This is a genomic window from uncultured Paraglaciecola sp., from assembly GCF_913058035.1.
Classification (GTDB): Bacteria; Pseudomonadota; Gammaproteobacteria; order Enterobacterales; family Alteromonadaceae; genus Paraglaciecola.
In genome coordinates, this window is sequence record NZ_CAJXPA010000008.1 from 36,795 (window position 1) to 55,128 (window position 18,334).

An 18,334-nucleotide genomic window follows, 5' to 3' on the forward strand; every position below is an offset into this window, starting at 1 on the left:
AATATGAGTCAGTTTAAATCTGAACAAGAAGCTGCCGAGTCAGGTGTGTATATTCGCAAAATTCAGAGTTTTGTGAAAAGAGAAGGGCGCTTAACAGCAGGTCAGGAAAAAGCTATCGCACAAAATTGGCCTACAATGGGTTTAAAACAAACTGATGGCTTACAAAATTTTTTAGATGTTTTTGGTCGTCAAGCACCGCTGGTATTAGAAATTGGTTTTGGCATGGGCAAGTCTTTGGTTGAGATGGCGTTAAATGAGCCAGATAAAGATTTTATTGGAATAGAAGTACATCGTCCGGGTGTCGGCGCCTGCCTAGGTGAAGCCGCTGAGCACAACGTGTCAAACTTGCGAGTTTATGAACACGATGCAGTGGAAGTATTTGCAGATTGTATCGCAGATAATATTTTGGCTCGTGTGCAATTGTTTTTTCCGGATCCGTGGCATAAAACGCGGCATCATAAAAGGCGTATCGTGCAGACTGAATTTGTGCAGAAACTTAGAAGTAAGTTAGCAATCGGTGGTGTGTTTCATATGGCTACTGATTGGGAAAATTATGCTGAACATATGTTGATCGTGATGTCTGAAGCCAAAGGTTTTAAAAATCAATCTGCCACTAACGATTATGTACCGAGACCAGAACAGCGACCGTTGACTAAATTTGAGCAGCGTGGGCATAAATTAGGCCACGGTGTATGGGACTTAATGTTTGAGAGGATATCGTGATGTTGTCTGCTTCCAGCCAATTATTAATGCGAAGTGAAGATACCTTTGCGCAAGGAAAATGGTTACTGGTTAACCCAACTGATAGCCAAATTGCTGAACAGTTAAACAACCCTGAACTTAAAGTGTTTCACCAATACTATGATATTTATCAGCAAAGTTGTGCTGCTGGAAAATCAGCGCAACACACTTTTGCTGCTGCTTACCCTACTGACGAAAAATTCGATGGTGCGGTCATTTACATGCCCAAGTCTAAAGACCATGCAAAAATGTTAATTGCCAATGTTGCAGCTTGCCTTAATAAAAATGGTAGTATTTTGCTTGTAGGCGAAAACAAAAGTGGCGTGAAAAGTGCGGCTAAAATACTCGAAAGTATCAGCTCTCAAGTGAATAAAGTCGATTCTGCTCGTCATTGTGCATTATTTGGAGCGCAAATCGATAAATCTGTAAAGTTATTTGAGCTGAGTGAATGGCAATGCGAAGTCGACATTTCTGTTGGTGGTTTAGAATACAAAATATGCTCGTTACCAGGCGTTTTTAATCATGGCGCTCTGGATCTAGGGACAATTGTGTTATTGGATAATTTGCCTGACATAAAAAAAGGGCGTTTATTAGATTTTGGTTGTGGTGCAGGTGCTATTGGTTGTTATCTTGGATTGAAGAGTCTAGAAAGTGAAGTGGTTATGAGCGATGTCAGTGCCTTAGCGGTGTATTGCTCAAAGGAAAGCGCCAAGATGAACAATCTTGATATTCGAGTTGTCGCATCAAACGGTATGATGGATGTGCAGGGAAAGTTTTCTGCCATATATACTAACCCACCATTTCATACCGGTATTCAGACTGATTATTCTGTTACTGAAGGGTTTATTGCACAGCTTAAACAATTCCTTGCTCAAGGTGGATCACTAACATTGGTGGCGAATAAATTTTTGCGTTATTCTGAATTACTTGAACAGCGTTTCAGTGCAGTGGGGTTAATTGCCCAAACCACTAAATTCAGTCTTTATCACTGTGCCCGTGTGAAATAAAGTCCCTGCGTTAAATAAAAAAGGTAAGCAGCTCGAATGAAAATATTGTTTGTTGTGTCTGAAGTAGAAGATCTGGTTAAAACAGGTGGCTTAGCAGATGTAGGCAAAGCCTTACCTTTGGCGTTAGCAAAATTAGGTCACGATGTGAAAATAGTGATGCCTTATTACAAACAATTAGCAGATAAATTTAATGCCGATGATTGTTGTACCAAACAACTCTTATATTCTGGGCAAAATTCCTACAAATTTGCGGTTAAGAGTTTGTCCTTAGAAGGGTTACAAGTATTAGCAGTGGACTATCCAGAGTATTTTGATCGTAAAGGCTTATATGCTGATGATTATCATGCTTATTCAGATAATGCAGAGCGTTTTGCATTTTTTGCAAATGCTGCATTACAAGCTTCAAAGGCAGTCGATTTTCAGCCCGATATAGTACACTGTAATGATTGGCACACAGCACTTATACCCTATTTTGTCAGTATTGATGACTCAGGCTTTTTTACTCAGGCAAAAACAATTTTCACTATTCATAATGGGGCTTATCAAGGGACTCATAAATTTAATGATATTGCTTTTTTGCAACCTCATTATCAATTGCAAAGCCAATTAGACGGTGACGCGTTAAATTTTGTACGCATGGGTATTCGTTACGCCAACAAAATTAATACAGTCAGTCCTAACTATGCGCAAGAGTTACTCACACCTTTAGGCTCTCATCACTTATTTAATGAATTTCAGAACCGACGCAATGACGTATCGGGTATTTTAAATGGGTGTGACTATAGCCAGTGGGACCCCATTAATGACCCCCATATTGCAAAAAATTATCATCAAGAGGATTTATCGGGCAAAAAGGCTTGTAAAACTTCGTTGCAAAAAGAGTTGGGGCTACCAAAAAAAGTGCGGGTACCTATTATTGGTATGGTATGTCGCTTAACTGAGCAAAAAGGGTTTGGCTTCATTTTACCTATGTTAGAAATGCTTATGCATCATGATGTGCAAGTGGCTATCGTTGGCACTGGCGACCCTGAAATAAGTGTTTTTTTGCGAGAGGTAGCTGACAAATATCCCAAGAAACTGGCATTTGTAGAAGACTTTAGTGTGCGTAAAGCCCACATGGTTGAAGCCGGTAGCGACTTCTTTCTAATGCCCTCTTTGTTTGAACCTTGTGGTTTGAATCAAATGTACAGTTTAGCTTACGGAACTTTACCTATTGTCAGGGCAGTGGGTGGGCTTAAGGATACGGTTATAGATTTAGCTGTCGATCCTGATAATGCAACTGGATTTGTATTTGAACAACCTGATAGCATTGCATTGTTGTCATGTATACAACGTGCTTTACTATTTTACCATGAAGCACCGACGGAACTTGAATTGACACAACAGCGAGCGATGCAGAGCCGCTTTGCTTGGGATGTCGCTGCACTAGACTATCAAGCTCTGTATTTGAGCTAAAAAACGCAATCTAGGATTGTTTATCATACTTTAGATTAATAACAGGACTTTACACACTGCCATATACACATAAATGTGTTCCCACATCTTAATTATAAAAAACGGCGTTGTTTGTGTCGTTATTGGATATGAATAATGATGTTACTTGTATCATTCTAAAATGATTTTAAAGCATTTAGGAACACGGTAACCAGAAAAATTCAAACGTTAGAACAACAATTTAGCCTAAAACGAATTAAAGAAAATACTGATTGAGTGAACAAAAAATCTTAACGACATTCATAAACTAGGATGTTTGAGAGAAGCGCAAAAGAGTCAAATCGAACGAGTACAGGCGAACTATCTGCCTAACTTCGTTGTTTATTTTGCGGAAATCACTTTGGCAAGCAAAGTGCGTGTAAATATATGGCCTCAGTATTGCCAATACAGCAAAGAAGAAACTTTCACTTGGCTTATTGCTCAAGAAAAAATCAAGTAAATTTAATCTGTTAGTTTCAATTGGAACGTTTTTGTATCAATATCTTTGTGAATAGTCGTTAGACCACGGAACACGTCACTACTAATATGGCTTTAGACACTAAATATTTATCAATTAAAAGCCTGATTATATGGGTATTCATGGCTATTACATCTTTGTCATTGATTTTGTCATCTGGTGTCAATTTGTATAGTCAAATCAATACTTATCAAGAATCATTGCAAGAAAACATTATCATTTTTGCGGATATGATTGGTCGCGGTGCATCACAAACTATAATGAGAGATGAACCTTTGGTTCAAGACCAAAACCTCAATGTATTGGCTGCATACGATCTCATTGAAAACGTGCATATCTATAAGCTTATTGATTCAAACACTCCAAGCTTTTTTGCCAGCTACAATAAAGTAGGAATAGCACCAGTTAAGACCCAATTTGAGCAGTTGCAAACATTGGTACAACTTAAAATGACAGGTAGTGTCATAGAGATTATTCAGCCAATTAAAGATAATGAAGACGTGCTTGGGTACGTTTATTTGCGCGCATCTGCAGAGGCTTTGGAGAATCGGATTTTTCAATCAATTATGATTACTGTAAGTGTGTTGTTTGCTTGTTTGCTTATATGTTTTTTTCTAACCTTAAAGTTGCAAAGTGCAATTACCGCTCCGATTAATGGGTTGGTTAAGCTGGTGCAGCGAGTTTCTCGGCAAAGAGATTATTCAAGTAGAGCTAAACTGCATGGTATTAAAGAATTAGATATATTGATTGAAGCTTTCAACAATATGTTACAACGCACTCAAGAACACATGGAACGGCAAACTAAAGCAGAAGCTGAACAAGTTAAGTTAAATTCGAGCTTAGAAGATAAAGTACGTCAGCGCACTATGGCTTTAAAAGAGGCGAATAGCGAACTAATCGAGACCCTAGAAAAACTTCACCAGTTTCAACGTCAGATGGTACAAAATGAAAAAATGGCGTCCCTTGGTGATATGGTTGCTGGCGTGGCTCATGAGGTTAACACCCCCATCGGTCTTGGCGTTACGGCTTCAACAATGATGTTGGATAGACTTTCTGATATGCGTAAAGCTTTTGAAGATAAAACACTAAAAGCCAGCTCTTTGACGAAGTTTATTACTGAGGGAGAAGAAAATCTTAATATCATTTATCGAAATCTGAACCGTGCAGCCGAACTGATTTCTAGTTTTAAACAAGTGGCCGTTGACCAATCCTCTGAGAATGCTCGTATTTTTTCTTTTACCAAGCTGCTCGACGAAATATTAATGTCGATGCGGCCTAAATTAAAAAAATTCAATCATCAGATTAATGTGAATTGTGAAGATAATTTTGTGGTCGAATCTAAGGCTGGACCAATCAACCAGATTATGATTAATTTAATCATGAATTCTATCATTCATGGTTTTGAGGATATGGATAATGGCCAAATAGATATCAGCATTGAGTCTGTAGATGACACCAAGGTTTGTATCGAGTTTAAAGACAACGGGAAAGGCATACCAGAACATCTTCGCAAACGTATTTTTGACCCATTTGTTACCACTAAACGTGGTCAAGGTGGAAGTGGTCTTGGAATGCATCTGGTTTTTAATTTAGTAACACAAGCTTTGAACGGGTCAATTTCTGTAGTCAGTGAAGAGGGTAAAGGCGTCCAGTTTAGAATTTTATTCCCTGTAAAAGTGGTTGATATTGACAAAGTACATACCCATTCTTTGATTTAAATGTACAAATTTCATCAAGACGTGCAATATTAAGTAGATAAAACCCTGATTATCAGAAATTTTCTGATAAACTTTTACACAAATTATTAACTAGGCCTGAAACATGCAGACCCCCAACGTACTAATTGTTGAAGATGAAGTGGTCACACGCACCACTCTTAAAAGCTTGTTTGAAGCTGAAGGATACAATGTATTTGAAGCCGAACATGGTGAACAGATGCATGACATTTTCGCAAACAACACTATCAACCTGGTTATTATGGATATCAACTTACCAGGTAAAAATGGCTTACTCTTGGCACGCGAAGTCCGAGGCCGTAAAAATATTGGTTTAATATTTTTAACTGGTAGAGACAACGATGTCGATCGCATTCTAGGTTTAGAAATTGGTGCTGATGATTACCTCACTAAGCCTTTTAATCCTCGAGAGCTTACTATACGTGCACGTAATTTATTGGTACGAACTTCTAACAGTAGCGAAGATGATGACCTACCAAGCCGTGTAAGTTTCAATGGCTGGATATTAGATGGCGACAGTCGAAGCTTGATCTCACCTAGCAGTAAAGAGTTTCGATTACCACGAAGTGAGTTTCGAGCTTTACATTTATTTTTGAATAATCCAGGGAAAATTCTGACACGTGAACAGTTGATTATGGAAATGACTGGCCGTGAATTACGCCCTAATGACCGCACAGTAGATGTCACTATTCGCCGCATTCGGAAACACTTTGAATCAGAAATTAATGCAGATGATTTGATTGTGACTATTCATGGTGAAGGTTATCGATTCTGTGGCTCTGTGGATTCATAATTACACGATGGCATATATGCTTTAAAAAGCTCTTTGGAGAGTTTTTTAATTGCCTCAGTAAAATCTTGAGATTACCTTCTAGAATGAAATAGTATTATCTAGAAGGTATATGCTTTGCATCTGTTACGTTTAAGTTTGTTTGTTTTTTCACTAGCTCTGTTGCGTGTAACTTAAGTTTTACTGGGGCGATACCAGCTCATTAATTTGTGATTTCCGCCACGTAGTTACCTAATAAATTATCTGTTTTAACCGAAAAGAAAGCTTATCATTATTTTGGGCTTGTTGGAGCAAACCATGTCGTCAGTCTTTTCTTTGGATGAATCAAATGCAGCAGAAGTATTCTAAACAAGGTTTACAGACTATTGCTATTAATTGTGCTTCTGAATAAGTTTTATCAAAGCTTATCTTAAAGATAAAATTCCCACGCCAATCCCCATTGTTTTTGACCAACAAGGCAAAAATTACTAGTGAACACAGACTATTAAGTATGCCAAGCAGCTATCAGATTGACAATAAAAGCTACATTAGGATTATTACAGGGGCAAATTCTGAAATCTTTTTACAGCAACGAGGAGTCAAATACTGGGGCTCCAAAAAATACTGATATGTTTGGTTGTTTATCCAATAAATCACCCTGCATTATAATGATGCTTTTTCTTTTTTTTACGCAGCTTTATCGGGCAATGTGTTGTTTTGTATGCGTTAAATGCACCAAGGTAATGCATGGAAAATAGATTTTTTAGATGTTTTGACAAACAGTTTTTAGCAAGGTAGATTTTGTTTTAAGGTAATCATAAGCTAATAATCAAAATGAAATTTACGACTTTAAACAGAACCATAATATTTGTAATCAGTTTCTTCATTTGCCAAATTTCACATGCGTCACCACCTGCTGACCTGGGCGAATATACCACTAAATATCCATATATTTTTCACCTTGTGCAGAAAGACTTGTGGGAGCAAGCTATCGCAGATAATAGTACTTACTATCCACCGACATATAGCCAAGATAAATTTACTCACGCTACAGCGAATCCAGATTTTTTATTAATAATAGGCAATCATTTTTATCAGGATGTTAAAGGTGATTGGTTATGTTTGAGGATGTCCGTAGACACATTACAGTCAAGTGGTGTGCAGACAATATTTGAAGGTACTGAGCCAGTTGGCGACAAACAACCAGACTTCCCTGGAACAGACAGCGAATTGTTTCCACATATATTAGGTGGTATTAACCCAAACGCAGTATTGCAAGTACATACAGTCTCAAGAGACGCAAAGGGCAGTTTCTTAGCAGTCTCTGATATTATTGAGGGTGAATAAGACGCAAATATGTAACTTTAAAATGACTAGCATACGTATTAGTAATGTTATTTCAAAATCGATAATTTTAATTATGTTTTTGGCCAGCATAATAGTTAGTGGAAGAGGGTTCGCTGATACCGTTTTGTATCATATTGTCAGTGAAAAACAATTAGCAAACTTAACACAAAATAATGTGTATACGCCGTTATCATTTGCAGAAGAGAGGTATATTCATTTTTCAAAGCTGTCTCTTATTCTGCCAATTGCCAATGACGCTTACAAAGATAAACAGGTATTATTTTTGTTGGAAGTGACATTCAGCGACAGTGATGATGATCTTAAATGGATAGGCGACAATCCTGATTATTATAAGGGTTTACATCTTTCTATGATTGGAAAAAAGCTAGAATTTACTCGAGATAACAATAATCAATGGGTATTACCAGTAATGTAAATGCGAGGTTAGATTACTTCTGAAATTAGCTGCGGTAGAGGGTCTTAATTAAGTGAAAACCAAACTGGGTTTTTATAGGCCCATGTACTGTGAGTATTTCTTTTTTAAACACCACATTGTCAAATGCTTTGACCATAGTGCCAGGGCTGAATTCGCCTAAATCACCGCCTTTTTTACCAGACGGGCAGATAGAGTGCTTTTTGGCTAGCTGGTGAAAGTTACCGCCTTTTACAAGCTGAATTTTTAGTTCGTCGGCGAGGATTTTGTCTTTAACTAAAATATGGCAGGCGCAAGCTTTCATTTATTTTTCTCAATGGTTCTTAACTTTTATTAGGGCTGTTGAGGATAACATTTAGCAAGGTTCAAGTGGATATCAAAAAAAGATAATGAGCCGAAGCTCCTTATCTCTTTTAGTAAAGGCTTATTCAGTCAAGGCTAGTTAAGTTATCTTATGAATAACATTTCTTGATACTTAGGTAGTGGCCATAAATCATCTGCCACAATGCATTCTAGTGCGTCAGCATGGCTTCGTACTTCTAACATCAACGGGCAAAGTGTTTTGGCACAATAATTCATATGTTTTTCGATACTAGCAAAATCTTCTACACTTATGGCTTTCTTCAGTTTCCTAACTGAAGCCATCATGGCATTAGCTTCGCTGGCAATCTCTTGAATACTATTATGGCTCATTTCAATGTCTAAGCCATTTAGGTTGGAAGCTGCGCTAGCGAGGCTGTCTAAATAGCCAACAGTTGCAGGGTAAATTCTGGTACTGGCCAAATCGACAACTAGATTGGTTTCCATCTCGATAGATAAAATATATTGTTCTGCGTAGACCTCAAAACGACTTGCAAGTTCAGCAGGTGAGAGCACCCCAGTTGACTTGAATAATTCCACCACAGATTCTTCTTTAAATGCAGGTAAAGCATCAGCGCTAGTAGGGATATTTTTCAAACCACGTTCTTCAACTGCAATTCTATGCCACTCACTTGAATAACCGTCACCACCAAAAATAACATTTCCATGTAGTTCCATTAATTCTTGCAAAACAGTAATAACTGCAGCTGTTTTGTCTTCACCGTTGGCCATACTTACTTCAAGCTTTTCAGCGATCCAATTAAGTGAGTCGGCTAACATAGTATTCATTGCAACAAGGGGGCCTGATACAGATTGAGATGATCCCACAGCTCTAAATTCAAAACGATTACCAGTAAAGGCAAAAGGTGAAGTACGGTTTCGATCACCTGGGTCTCTTTCAAATTTAAGAATTTGTGATAGACCCAAATCCATCAAGCCACCTTTGGCTTTTTCTAATAATTTACCGTCCTTAATGTCGTGAAAAACACTTTCTAATTGATGTCCTAAATAGACAGACAAAATTGCTGGTGGCGCTTCATTAGCCCCTAAGCGGTGATCATTGGCAGCAGACGCTATAACAGCTCTCAGGAGTGGTCCATGTAAGTGCACGCCACGTATCACTGCACCACAAAATAATAAGAAGTTGAGGTTGTCGTGAGGCGTACTACCGGGGTCGAGTAAATTACCTTGGGTTGCGTTGCCCACAGACCAGTTAACGTGTTTACCCGAGCCATTTACTCCAGCAAAAGGTTTCTCATGCAACAAACATAAAAAACCATGTTCTTTAGCAGTACTTTTCATGAGAGTCATCAATAATTGTTGATGATCGGCTGCAACATTGGCTGCTTCGTAATAGGGGGCGATTTCAAATTGGCCTGGCGCCACTTCATTGTGGTGGGTTTTAGCTGGAATACCTAAGCGATAGAGTTTGTTTTCAAAGTCCTGCATGAAAACCTGAACCCTAGCTGGTATGACACCAAAATAATGATCATCAAATTGTTGCCCTTTTGCGGGGGGGGCTCCAAAAAGTGTTCGTCCGGATAATAACAAATCAGGGCGTGCGTTGGCAAAGTGCTCATCCACTAAAAAGTATTCTTGTTCGGCACCACAACTTGAATTAAGTGTCCCTATGTCTGTTTCACCCATCAGGCTTAGTACTCTTTGCGCCGCTTTATCCATGGCTTTATTCGAGCGTAACAAAGGAATTTTTTTATCTAAGGCTTCACCCGTCCAAGACATAAAAACACTGGGGATCATCAGCGTGGCGCCGTTAGCTGTGTGCATCACGTAGGCTGGGCTGGTGGGATCCCATGCTGTGTAACCCCGAGCTGCGTTGGTCATGCGTAAGCTACCATTTGGGAATGACGATCCGTCAGGTTCACCTTTTATTAATAAACTACCAGTGAACTCAGTAATCGCACCACCATCAGAATTAGGTATGATAAAACCATCGTGTTTTTCAGCTGTAATATTAGTCATAGGGTAAAAGATATGTGAAAAGAATTTAACCCCTTTTGTTATGGCCCAATCTTTCATTGCCGCAGCTACTACATCTGCTTTTGCTGGATCTAAAGGTGCACCTGTTTGAACTGTTTTTTTGATCGCTTTAAAAGTGTTTTTTGATAATGCTTCTTCCATTGCGGCGAGATTAAAAACGTCTGTTGCCCATATTTTGTTCAATGGTCCAGGCATTTCACACACTTTTGGTGCACGATTTGTAATTTCGATTATTGCGTTTTTGCGAGATGTTAATCCACTCATGTCATATCCTTGGCTAGTTTCTTAGGGGGCCGCAGGGATTTACTAAGTTATCTTAGAATAAATCTCTTTAGGTCTAAGATATGAGAAAGCAGCTTTTAGGCCAGATATATTCAATTAATTATAACGATGGGTATAATTAAAATTCGTATTCTGATGCAAACCTTAGAGTGTGATCTTTAGAATCGCAGTTGAGGCCTGCAATAAAAGCCAGCTGCCATTTCGATAAAATTTTGCAAATTAGGTAGATACAGATATTTGACCCTTAATTCAGTTTCAAATAAATTTTGAATGATTTTATATCATTCATAAACTAACAATGCGCTAATCGTTAAACTAATTTGTGTAAATTATTTTTTGAATAAAAGGCCAGTTGTAAATCCATAGTTATCTTCTTTATGTTGTTTTTCAAGTTCGAACAATACCCCCAATCTGCTCACAGGTACTTTGGTAAGTTAACATTCAGCGAACCTAAATTTCATAGGCCTGCAGACCAAAATCGCCAATGTCGTCTCTTTCTGCTACTACACAACCTTAGATTATCAGATAATATGAAGTTACATGTCCGTAAGCAAAGCGTTGAGTCAACACATTACCAGTGTCGTTTTGCTTAAAGGTAAAACGTCATTCCAACTCCCGCTCATTAGCTCATACATAAAGGTGATAAACCTTGTCAACTGGGAAGCCTTCAGCACAACTTATTGACATGCACGATAAATTGTACAGAAGTGCGATATATGCCATAGAAGGCTTCATTGTTCGATACCTGAGTGGAAAGCTGAATGTAGCTTTAGCTAATAAAAATTCGCATACTAATAATTCTAATTAAGACCTATTGATTAATGTTATAAAATAGCTAAAAGCAACTTAGTTTAAAATATTAACGCTATGCATATAGTCGCTCTAGATCAAATCGATATTTAGAGAAACGAAAATTTACCTTTACGCCTTAGAATTTATTGGGTCAACTTTAGTTGACGAGGCAATTATAAAGCAGTGTAAAACTAGGAATTTAGCCAAACCATCGGAACCTAATTTTAGAAGCCCTAAATAAATAATTTATTGAGATTAATCAGGCTTTCTTAAGTCATCCTTAAGAGTTGGATTTGTAGGTTGCTTATCTTTATGTTCAAACTCACCTTCGATGATATCTTCAGATTGATCTGTTGAACTGGGGGGTTGTTGATGTTGAGAAAAGTTGCCATTAAAAGATGGGTTGATTACTTTGAGAGATAAATGTTTCACTAGCCCTTTGGCGATGAGTGGTCGTGTCATGGGTAAACTCAATAAAAAACCAATGCCGTCTGTGATAAAACCAGGCGTCACCAATAATACACCTGCAATCACTAACAATAAACCTTCAGCCATTTCTTGACCAGGCATAGTACCAGATTGCATTTTTCGCTGGGCTTGCATCAAGGTATTGATCCCTTGTTGCCTAACCAAGTGCGCGCCAGCAAAGGCAGTTATAATGACAATCGCTACGGTATACCAACCACCAATTTGGTCACCAACGTTGATTAATATAGCGATTTCTATAATTGGTAAAATAGCGAATAATAAAAATAATTTAAACAAAGGTGCCTCATTATTTGGGGTGTAAGCTGAATGCCTTGTGTACATACAACTTTTGCATTCGTGTCAATTATATTAATGGGATTTAAAAATTAAAATCCAAGATATGTATTGTTACAGAGTGTTGCCCGGTTTGTCTAAAAAGTTCGGTTATTAGAGCTAGTTAATCTTAAATTCAGGTTTAATAGTATAAAAATGAAATTTGAGTGTCTAAGTTGTGGTCTCTAAACAAATTGATATGCAATCTTAATAATTTGTTAAGATTTAAGCCTTAAGATTTTGTCAATATGCATTGGCCTGTTGGTATGATGTGTATAGTGCCAAGTTACCCTTAATATAAGAAGTGTTGTTAATGAATTTGAGTGTTAGATATTTTGTATTACTGCTTAGTTTTTGCTTTTTCTCATCAGTAACTATGGCGCAAAACTCCGATCTTTTAGCAGATCTGTTTGCCGATGAACCAGAGTTCTTGCAAGTAGACGATGCGTTTCAATTTGACTTTTCTCAGCAAGACGATCAACTCACTTTGAGTTGGAAAATAGCAGATGGCTACTATTTATATGAAAAGCAGTTTAAGACAGTTGTTAAACAAGCTGAGTTAGGTGTACTTATTTTTCCTGCCGCTGAGCAAGTTGAAGATGAGTTTTTTGGCTTATCTAATGTGTTTCGTGGAAAACTGGATATTACTTATCTGATAGTATCATCCGTGCAAGATGGCATGGTAAAAATTCGTTATCAGGGATGTGCCGACGCCGGCTTGTGTTACCCGCCCACCACCAAAGAGGTGTACCTGAATCAAGTGGATAATGCTTCAGCAACAGGGTCTGATCAAGCAACAAAAAAACCTGATATTGAATCAAGCCTTTTAGTAACCGGTTCGTCAACTAAAATCTCCATTTCAGAGCAGTTTGAGCTAGCCGATTTATTGTCAAGTGAACAAAGTTTGTTCATCACACTTTTATTATTTTTGGGCTTAGGTATCGGTTTAGCTTTTACACCTTGTGTGTTTCCTATGTATCCAATTTTATCTGGCATTGTGATCGGTCAAGGCAAAACCATTAGTACATCTCGAGCATTTATTTTGTCATTTGTGTATGTGCAAGGCATGGCCTTCACTTACTCGCTGTTGGGGTTGATTGTCGCCTTAGCTGGTGTGCAGTTCCAGGCCGGGTTACAACACCCGGCTATTCTAATCGTTTTGATTGTAATTTTTGTACTGTTGGCAGTGGTGATGTTTGGTGCCTATGAGTTGCAGTTGCCTTCCTCATGGCAAGAAAAACTTAATGCGATGAGTAATAAACAAACCAGTGGTAGTTATATGGGGGTGCTCGCTATGGGAGCGATTTCTGGTTTAGTAGCATCACCTTGTACTACAGCGCCGTTGACTGGAATCTTATTATTTATCGCTCAAAGTGGTGATTTAGTATTGGGCTTCAGTGCGCTATACGTGTTGAGTTTAGGCATGGGCATTCCGTTGATTTTATTTGGTATTACGGGTGGTAAATTATTGCCTAAAGCAGGCCATTGGATGAATGTTGTCAAAGTTACATTTGGTTTTATGATGCTAGCAGTCGCTATTATGTTCGTTGAACGTTTAATTAATCATGTTGCAACTGACATCGCTTGGTCACTACTTGGTCTCACCACGTTTACTTATTTTTATGTGATGAACCAAAATAGTCAAACGACTTTTTATAAAGGCCTTCGTGCATTATTGATTTTCATTGGATTGTTTGTTTCAGCAGGTTATGGCTATCAAGCTGTTAGTACAATTGGTAATGGTCACACTCAGGCTGATACAGGTGTCAAAATCTTAGCCCACCCAGAATTTCTTAAAGTCAGCAGTATTGAGGAATTCAATCAGGCGCTAAACAAGGCTAATGCTCAAGGTCAAAATGTTATGTTAGATCTCTATGCAGATTGGTGTGTAGCCTGTAAAGAGTTTGAAAAATATACCTTTCCAGATAGTCAGGTTGTAGCTGCTTTGAGTGGCTCAGTTTTAATGCAAATTGATCTAACTGAAAGTACTGATGATAACATCGCATTTCAGCAGCAATTTTCAATATTAGGCCTGCCGACTATTTTGTTTTTTGATACTAAAGGGCAGGAAATTAGTACCGCCAGAGTATCCGGTTTTATGCGTGCTGCGCCTTTTGCTCAGCATGTAAATAGTATATTTTCTGAATAAATATGTTTTGTTATTTCATTTACAAATTTATTAATAAACTTTTTACAGGTGTTTCTAGGGTTACTTTTACTACTCTTTTTGCAATTATATCCTGTATTTTTTCACCTGTAGTTAACTTTTAAATTTAAGTAATTATTGAATGGGTGGCTAGTCAAGTGCTGAAAAGATAGAGAAAAATAAGCAGGTTAGATATCGGCTCTGTAATAAGAAACCTCTTATGGTGACCATCACTTTAGAAATTGACACCAGTAATTTTAAAGCACCACTAAAAAATTGCGTTAACATATTGTTAGTAAAGTACTTCAAGGGCATCAACGAATTAAAGTGTGCGAACTGCAGCCAATCAATATTCTTAAAAAAATTGACATGACGGAGCTTTTATTGAACGCCCGGCAGTATTAGGGTTGTTCATCAAGACATGCGGTTGATTTTGGTATGCTCACCTCACCGGTACCACTTTACATGCAGCAAGGGCAGGGCAGTGGTCGATTTAATTGAACATCAGACACGTGGAGGGACCCGTCGCCGGTATTCTAACTATGCTAACTATCTGGTGGTTTTACAGAGTGATGACACCACTGGTGAATATGTTATACCGGGTCAAAAAATAGGTGATTCAGGCAATACTGGGTTTTCTTCTCTACCACATTTTCACTTTGCTGCTATCAAGCCAGGCCTCTTGACAAGTATCAACCATTGCCTTTTGTTTTAAATAATAGCCAAGGTTAAACCTTCCACGCTTTTTTTAGTAAAGCCGGTATATCGGCTGCAGGTACAGGTTCAGAAAAATAATAACCTTGTAAGTGCTGACACTTATTTTGCTTGAAAAATTCGACCTGCTGAATAGTTTCAATTCCCTCAGCTACACAACTCATTTTTAATTGTTTAGCCATACTTAAGGTGGTGAGAATAATAGCCTCATTATTTTGGTTTTTACCTATATCATCTACAAAGCTTTTATCCACTTTGATAATATTTATTGGAAACTCTTTGAGATATTTTAAAGATGAAAATCCAGTACCGAAGTCATCCAATGCGATTAAAAAGCCCTTTCGTTGTATTTGTGTCATGCATGTTAGAGCTTTGTCATAATCATACATTAATGCGCTTTCAGTAATTTCAAAACGAATCGCGGTAACTGGTATGTTATTTTTTTCTAAAAGTACAATAATTTTATTAATTGAAGATGGGTTGTCGAAATGTCTGGCTGATAAATTTACCGAAAGGTATCCATCAAAGCCATTCTGGCGCATTTCATTCAGCACTGGTACAGCCCGATCAAAAGCATCTAAAGTCATATGTTCTATTAACCCAAGCTCCTCTGAAACGGGAATAAATTTATCTGGAGGAACCATTCCATTGTCAGTTGACCATCGCATTAAAATTTCAAAGCCTTCTATTTTTTGGCTAAGAGTATTAAAAATTGGTTGATAGTAATTATCAAATCCTTTGGATTGATGGGTGTTTTTTAATTGGTTTTCCAATTTCAGCCTATCTTTTACCAGTTCGTCCATTTTTTGTGTAAAAAATTGAAAGTTACTTCTTCCTTGTTTTTTAGCATGATACATGGCGATATCTGCATTTTTGAGAAGATCCTCGGCGTTAAGGCCATCGCCCGGAAACATAGCAATGCCGATACTCGAAGACACGCTCACGATTTGAGAACTTAAGGTCACTGGTAAATCAATTAAATCGCTTATTTCGCTTACTAAAGTACTAATGGTTTCTGCAGATGTCACATCTTCTATCATAATAACAAATTCGTCCCCCCCTAAGCGCGCCACTGTATCTTCTTTGCGCAGTTTGGAATTCAAACGTTTAGCGATAACTACTAGTAACTCATCACCCGCCTTATGCCCCAAACTATCGTTTACCTGTTTAAATTTATCCAAGTCGACAAAAAATACGGCCATATTCTTAGTATTTCTTCGAGCGTGTTTAATACCTCTTTCAATTCTATCTAGAAGTAAGGTTCTGTTGGGTAAACCGGTAAGAGAGTCGTAATTCGCCAAGGCTAATAGTTTCGCTTCTGCCACTTTTTGTTCAGTAATATCAGAAATAATGACTAAAAAATGTTTTATCTTATTTTTATCACGCACGCTTGCTACAGCATGAATACGAACCATAATATTTAAAGTGTCGCCATTAGGTATGATGACTTTATCTTCTCCTTGCCATTGATGGCCTGCCTTAAAATTAAGCATTTTATTCCAAAACTTTGCCGTCTTAGATGTTTGCAATCGGTATATTTTGTCGATTTCCTTGGGAGCAGAAGCATCATCTATTATGTTAAAAAACTTTTTAGCCGCGTCGTTGAAAGCAATTGGATAATACTTATGATTATAAATGACGACCCAATCTAATGTATGTTTAAAGGCGTTCCCAAATAAACGCAGGTTTTCTTGATCTGCAACACTTTCAGTAATATTTGTGTAAGTGCCAGTGACCAGTAATGGTTTACCAAACTTGTCAGTCTGAACAACTTTTCCTACATCGCGAAACCATAACCAAGACTTGTCTCTGGTTGACATTCTATAGGTGATATCCAATCCAGAATCTTTATCAGCTAAAAAGTTATGCCATGCAGATTCGTATCTAGCTTTGTCTCTATTGTGAATAAGATATAGATGATCTTGAAAGCTCATTGTCTTTTTACTTAAAAGCTCGTTATTTAATTTAGATATATAAAATATGTCTTGCTCAGGCTGAAACTCCCAAATACCGCTGTTACTTGCGTTTAGAGCAAGAGTTAACTTATTTTTGCTGAGTATTGCTTCTTGATGCGCCTTATGGAGTCGTAAGTTCTGTGCATGACGGAACTGCCATAAAGACACCAGCCCAATTAAACACATTAACACATAAAAAGTGAAGGCGAGAGGAGAGGCCCAAAGAGCATAATTTACTTTAATATTGATGGTTGCAGGCTCGGATTTTGCCCCGTTTTCTGAATTAAATGCGAAGACTGAGAATACATACTGACCGGGATCAAGTTTTGGAAACATGACTTCAGGTCGAGTTGTAATCGGATAAACCAGGTCATTTTTACCACTTAGTTGATATTAGTATCGTGTACTTTTTTGGTCTTGATATTCTAAAGTAGAAAAACGTACAAAAGGGCTGACGTCATCATAAGAAAGTTCAATTGTCTGTTTGTCAAGATTTGAGAAAGGTATCACTAAATCATTAGATACCAGCATTACATCAGTAATAGCAACTTTAGTCTCATTGATTTCTTGCACATCTATTTTTAGAGGATCAAAAAAAATAAGGCCTTTTGGTGAGCCATAAACCATTCGACCATCCAATAGAGTCACACTGGTGTCAGAATTAAACTCGCTATTGGCTAGCCCTTGCCTTTGGTCGAATTTTTGTATGTGGTGGGTTTGAGTAGAAAATTTAATTAAACCAGAGTTAGAACCTAACCAAATATTGCCTTTTGTATCTTGTTGCATATCGAAAATAGAATTATTTGGTAGTAAGTTTTGTTTATTATAAAAAAACTTTTTTTCATATGTTATTGTTGTTTTTTATACACATTTCCAACCCCACGAGCCCGAACTAGATACGGTAGCCCGCCTTCTGCTTCAAAAAAAACACGTCATCCGTCTCCTGCCTCAAAAACAAACAACACACATACAACACATATACATACCACACTACTACCTACATCTCAACACTACCACACACACACACTTACAGAAACTTACACAGACACACACACCGACACATACACAGACACATAGACGCACACAGACACAGACACACATACAGACACACAGACACAGATACAGACACACAGATACACGCTTTCCCACGGGGGCGACCGGGGACATCATTTCTACACCTTCAGATCTGTGAGCTCCATCTTCGCGCAGCCGCACACTCTGTCACTTATACACCTCCGACCCTCCCGACCAAGCGCATCATGTCGACCGCCGCAGCCCAACAGCCCCATCACTACCCAACCA

General features: G+C 38.0%; 13 protein-coding genes. 8 read left to right on the plus strand and 5 right to left on the minus strand.

The annotated features are described in order from the left end of the window. Positions 1-3 precede the first annotated feature (3 nt). The 7 genes from trmB to QZ562_RS02340 all read left to right on the plus strand — a co-directional run bounded on the left by trmB (position 4) and on the right by QZ562_RS02340 (position 7,987). On the plus strand, positions 4-723 hold the full coding sequence (trmB, locus tag QZ562_RS02310) for a tRNA (guanosine(46)-N7)-methyltransferase TrmB (protein ID WP_293756373.1): 720 nt from the start codon (positions 4-6) through the stop codon (positions 721-723). Beyond that, positions 723-1,748, plus strand: a complete 1,026-nt coding sequence (locus tag QZ562_RS02315) for a methyltransferase (RefSeq protein WP_293756375.1) — start codon at positions 723-725, stop codon at positions 1,746-1,748. The genes trmB and QZ562_RS02315 overlap by 1 nt, the downstream gene beginning before the upstream one ends. Before the next feature lie 36 nt (positions 1,749-1,784). Next, positions 1,785-3,203, plus strand: coding sequence for a glycogen synthase GlgA (gene glgA / locus QZ562_RS02320; protein ID WP_293756378.1), 1,419 nt, complete (start codon positions 1,785-1,787; stop codon positions 3,201-3,203). A gap of 564 nt (positions 3,204-3,767) precedes the next feature. Then, positions 3,768-5,417 carry a HAMP domain-containing sensor histidine kinase gene (locus tag QZ562_RS02325; RefSeq protein ID WP_293756381.1) on the plus strand — a complete coding sequence of 550 codons (1,650 nt, stop codon included), beginning with the start codon at positions 3,768-3,770 and terminating at the stop codon, positions 5,415-5,417. A 103-nt stretch (positions 5,418-5,520) separates the two neighbouring features. Further along, complete coding sequence (arcA, locus tag QZ562_RS02330; protein WP_293756383.1) at positions 5,521-6,228, plus strand: two-component system response regulator ArcA; 708 nt, start codon at positions 5,521-5,523, stop codon at positions 6,226-6,228. Positions 6,229-7,038: 810 nt separating this feature from the next. After that, a complete protein-coding gene (locus QZ562_RS02335; protein WP_293756386.1) occupies positions 7,039-7,551 on the plus strand; it encodes a DUF952 domain-containing protein in 513 nt (170 codons plus the stop codon). Between the two features lie 22 nt (positions 7,552-7,573). Next, positions 7,574-7,987, plus strand: coding sequence for a DUF952 domain-containing protein (locus tag QZ562_RS02340; protein ID WP_293756388.1), 414 nt, complete (start codon positions 7,574-7,576; stop codon positions 7,985-7,987). Positions 7,988-8,012: 25 nt separating this feature from the next. On the opposite strand, the gene QZ562_RS02345 is transcribed toward QZ562_RS02340, so the two are convergent. From QZ562_RS02345 to QZ562_RS02355, 3 genes are all read right to left on the minus strand, one after another. Further along, the gene (locus QZ562_RS02345) at positions 8,013-8,288 is read right to left on the minus strand and encodes a peptidylprolyl isomerase (RefSeq protein WP_293756390.1); all 276 of its coding nucleotides are present in this window, start codon (positions 8,286-8,288) and stop codon (positions 8,013-8,015) included. Between the two features lie 143 nt (positions 8,289-8,431). Next, positions 8,432-10,606 carry a glutamine synthetase III gene (locus QZ562_RS02350; RefSeq protein WP_293756392.1) on the minus strand — a complete coding sequence of 725 codons (2,175 nt, stop codon included), beginning with the start codon at positions 10,604-10,606 and terminating at the stop codon, positions 8,432-8,434. A gap of 1,065 nt (positions 10,607-11,671) precedes the next feature. Next, positions 11,672-12,181, minus strand: a complete 510-nt coding sequence (locus tag QZ562_RS02355; RefSeq protein ID WP_293756394.1) for an FxsA family protein — start codon at positions 12,179-12,181, stop codon at positions 11,672-11,674. Between the two features lie 349 nt (positions 12,182-12,530). On the opposite strand from QZ562_RS02355, the gene QZ562_RS02360 reads away from it, so the two are divergent. Continuing rightward, complete coding sequence (locus tag QZ562_RS02360; RefSeq protein ID WP_293756397.1) at positions 12,531-14,366, plus strand: protein-disulfide reductase DsbD; 1,836 nt, start codon at positions 12,531-12,533, stop codon at positions 14,364-14,366. Positions 14,367-15,091: 725 nt separating this feature from the next. Here QZ562_RS02360 and QZ562_RS02365 read toward each other — a convergent pair. Next, a complete protein-coding gene (locus QZ562_RS02365) occupies positions 15,092-17,368 on the minus strand; it encodes a bifunctional diguanylate cyclase/phosphodiesterase (RefSeq protein ID WP_293756400.1) in 2,277 nt (758 codons plus the stop codon). A gap of 57 nt (positions 17,369-17,425) precedes the next feature. Further along, positions 17,426-17,884, minus strand: a complete 459-nt coding sequence (locus tag QZ562_RS02370) for a two-component regulator propeller domain-containing protein (protein WP_293756411.1) — start codon at positions 17,882-17,884, stop codon at positions 17,426-17,428. Positions 17,885-18,334: the final 450 nt, after the last annotated feature.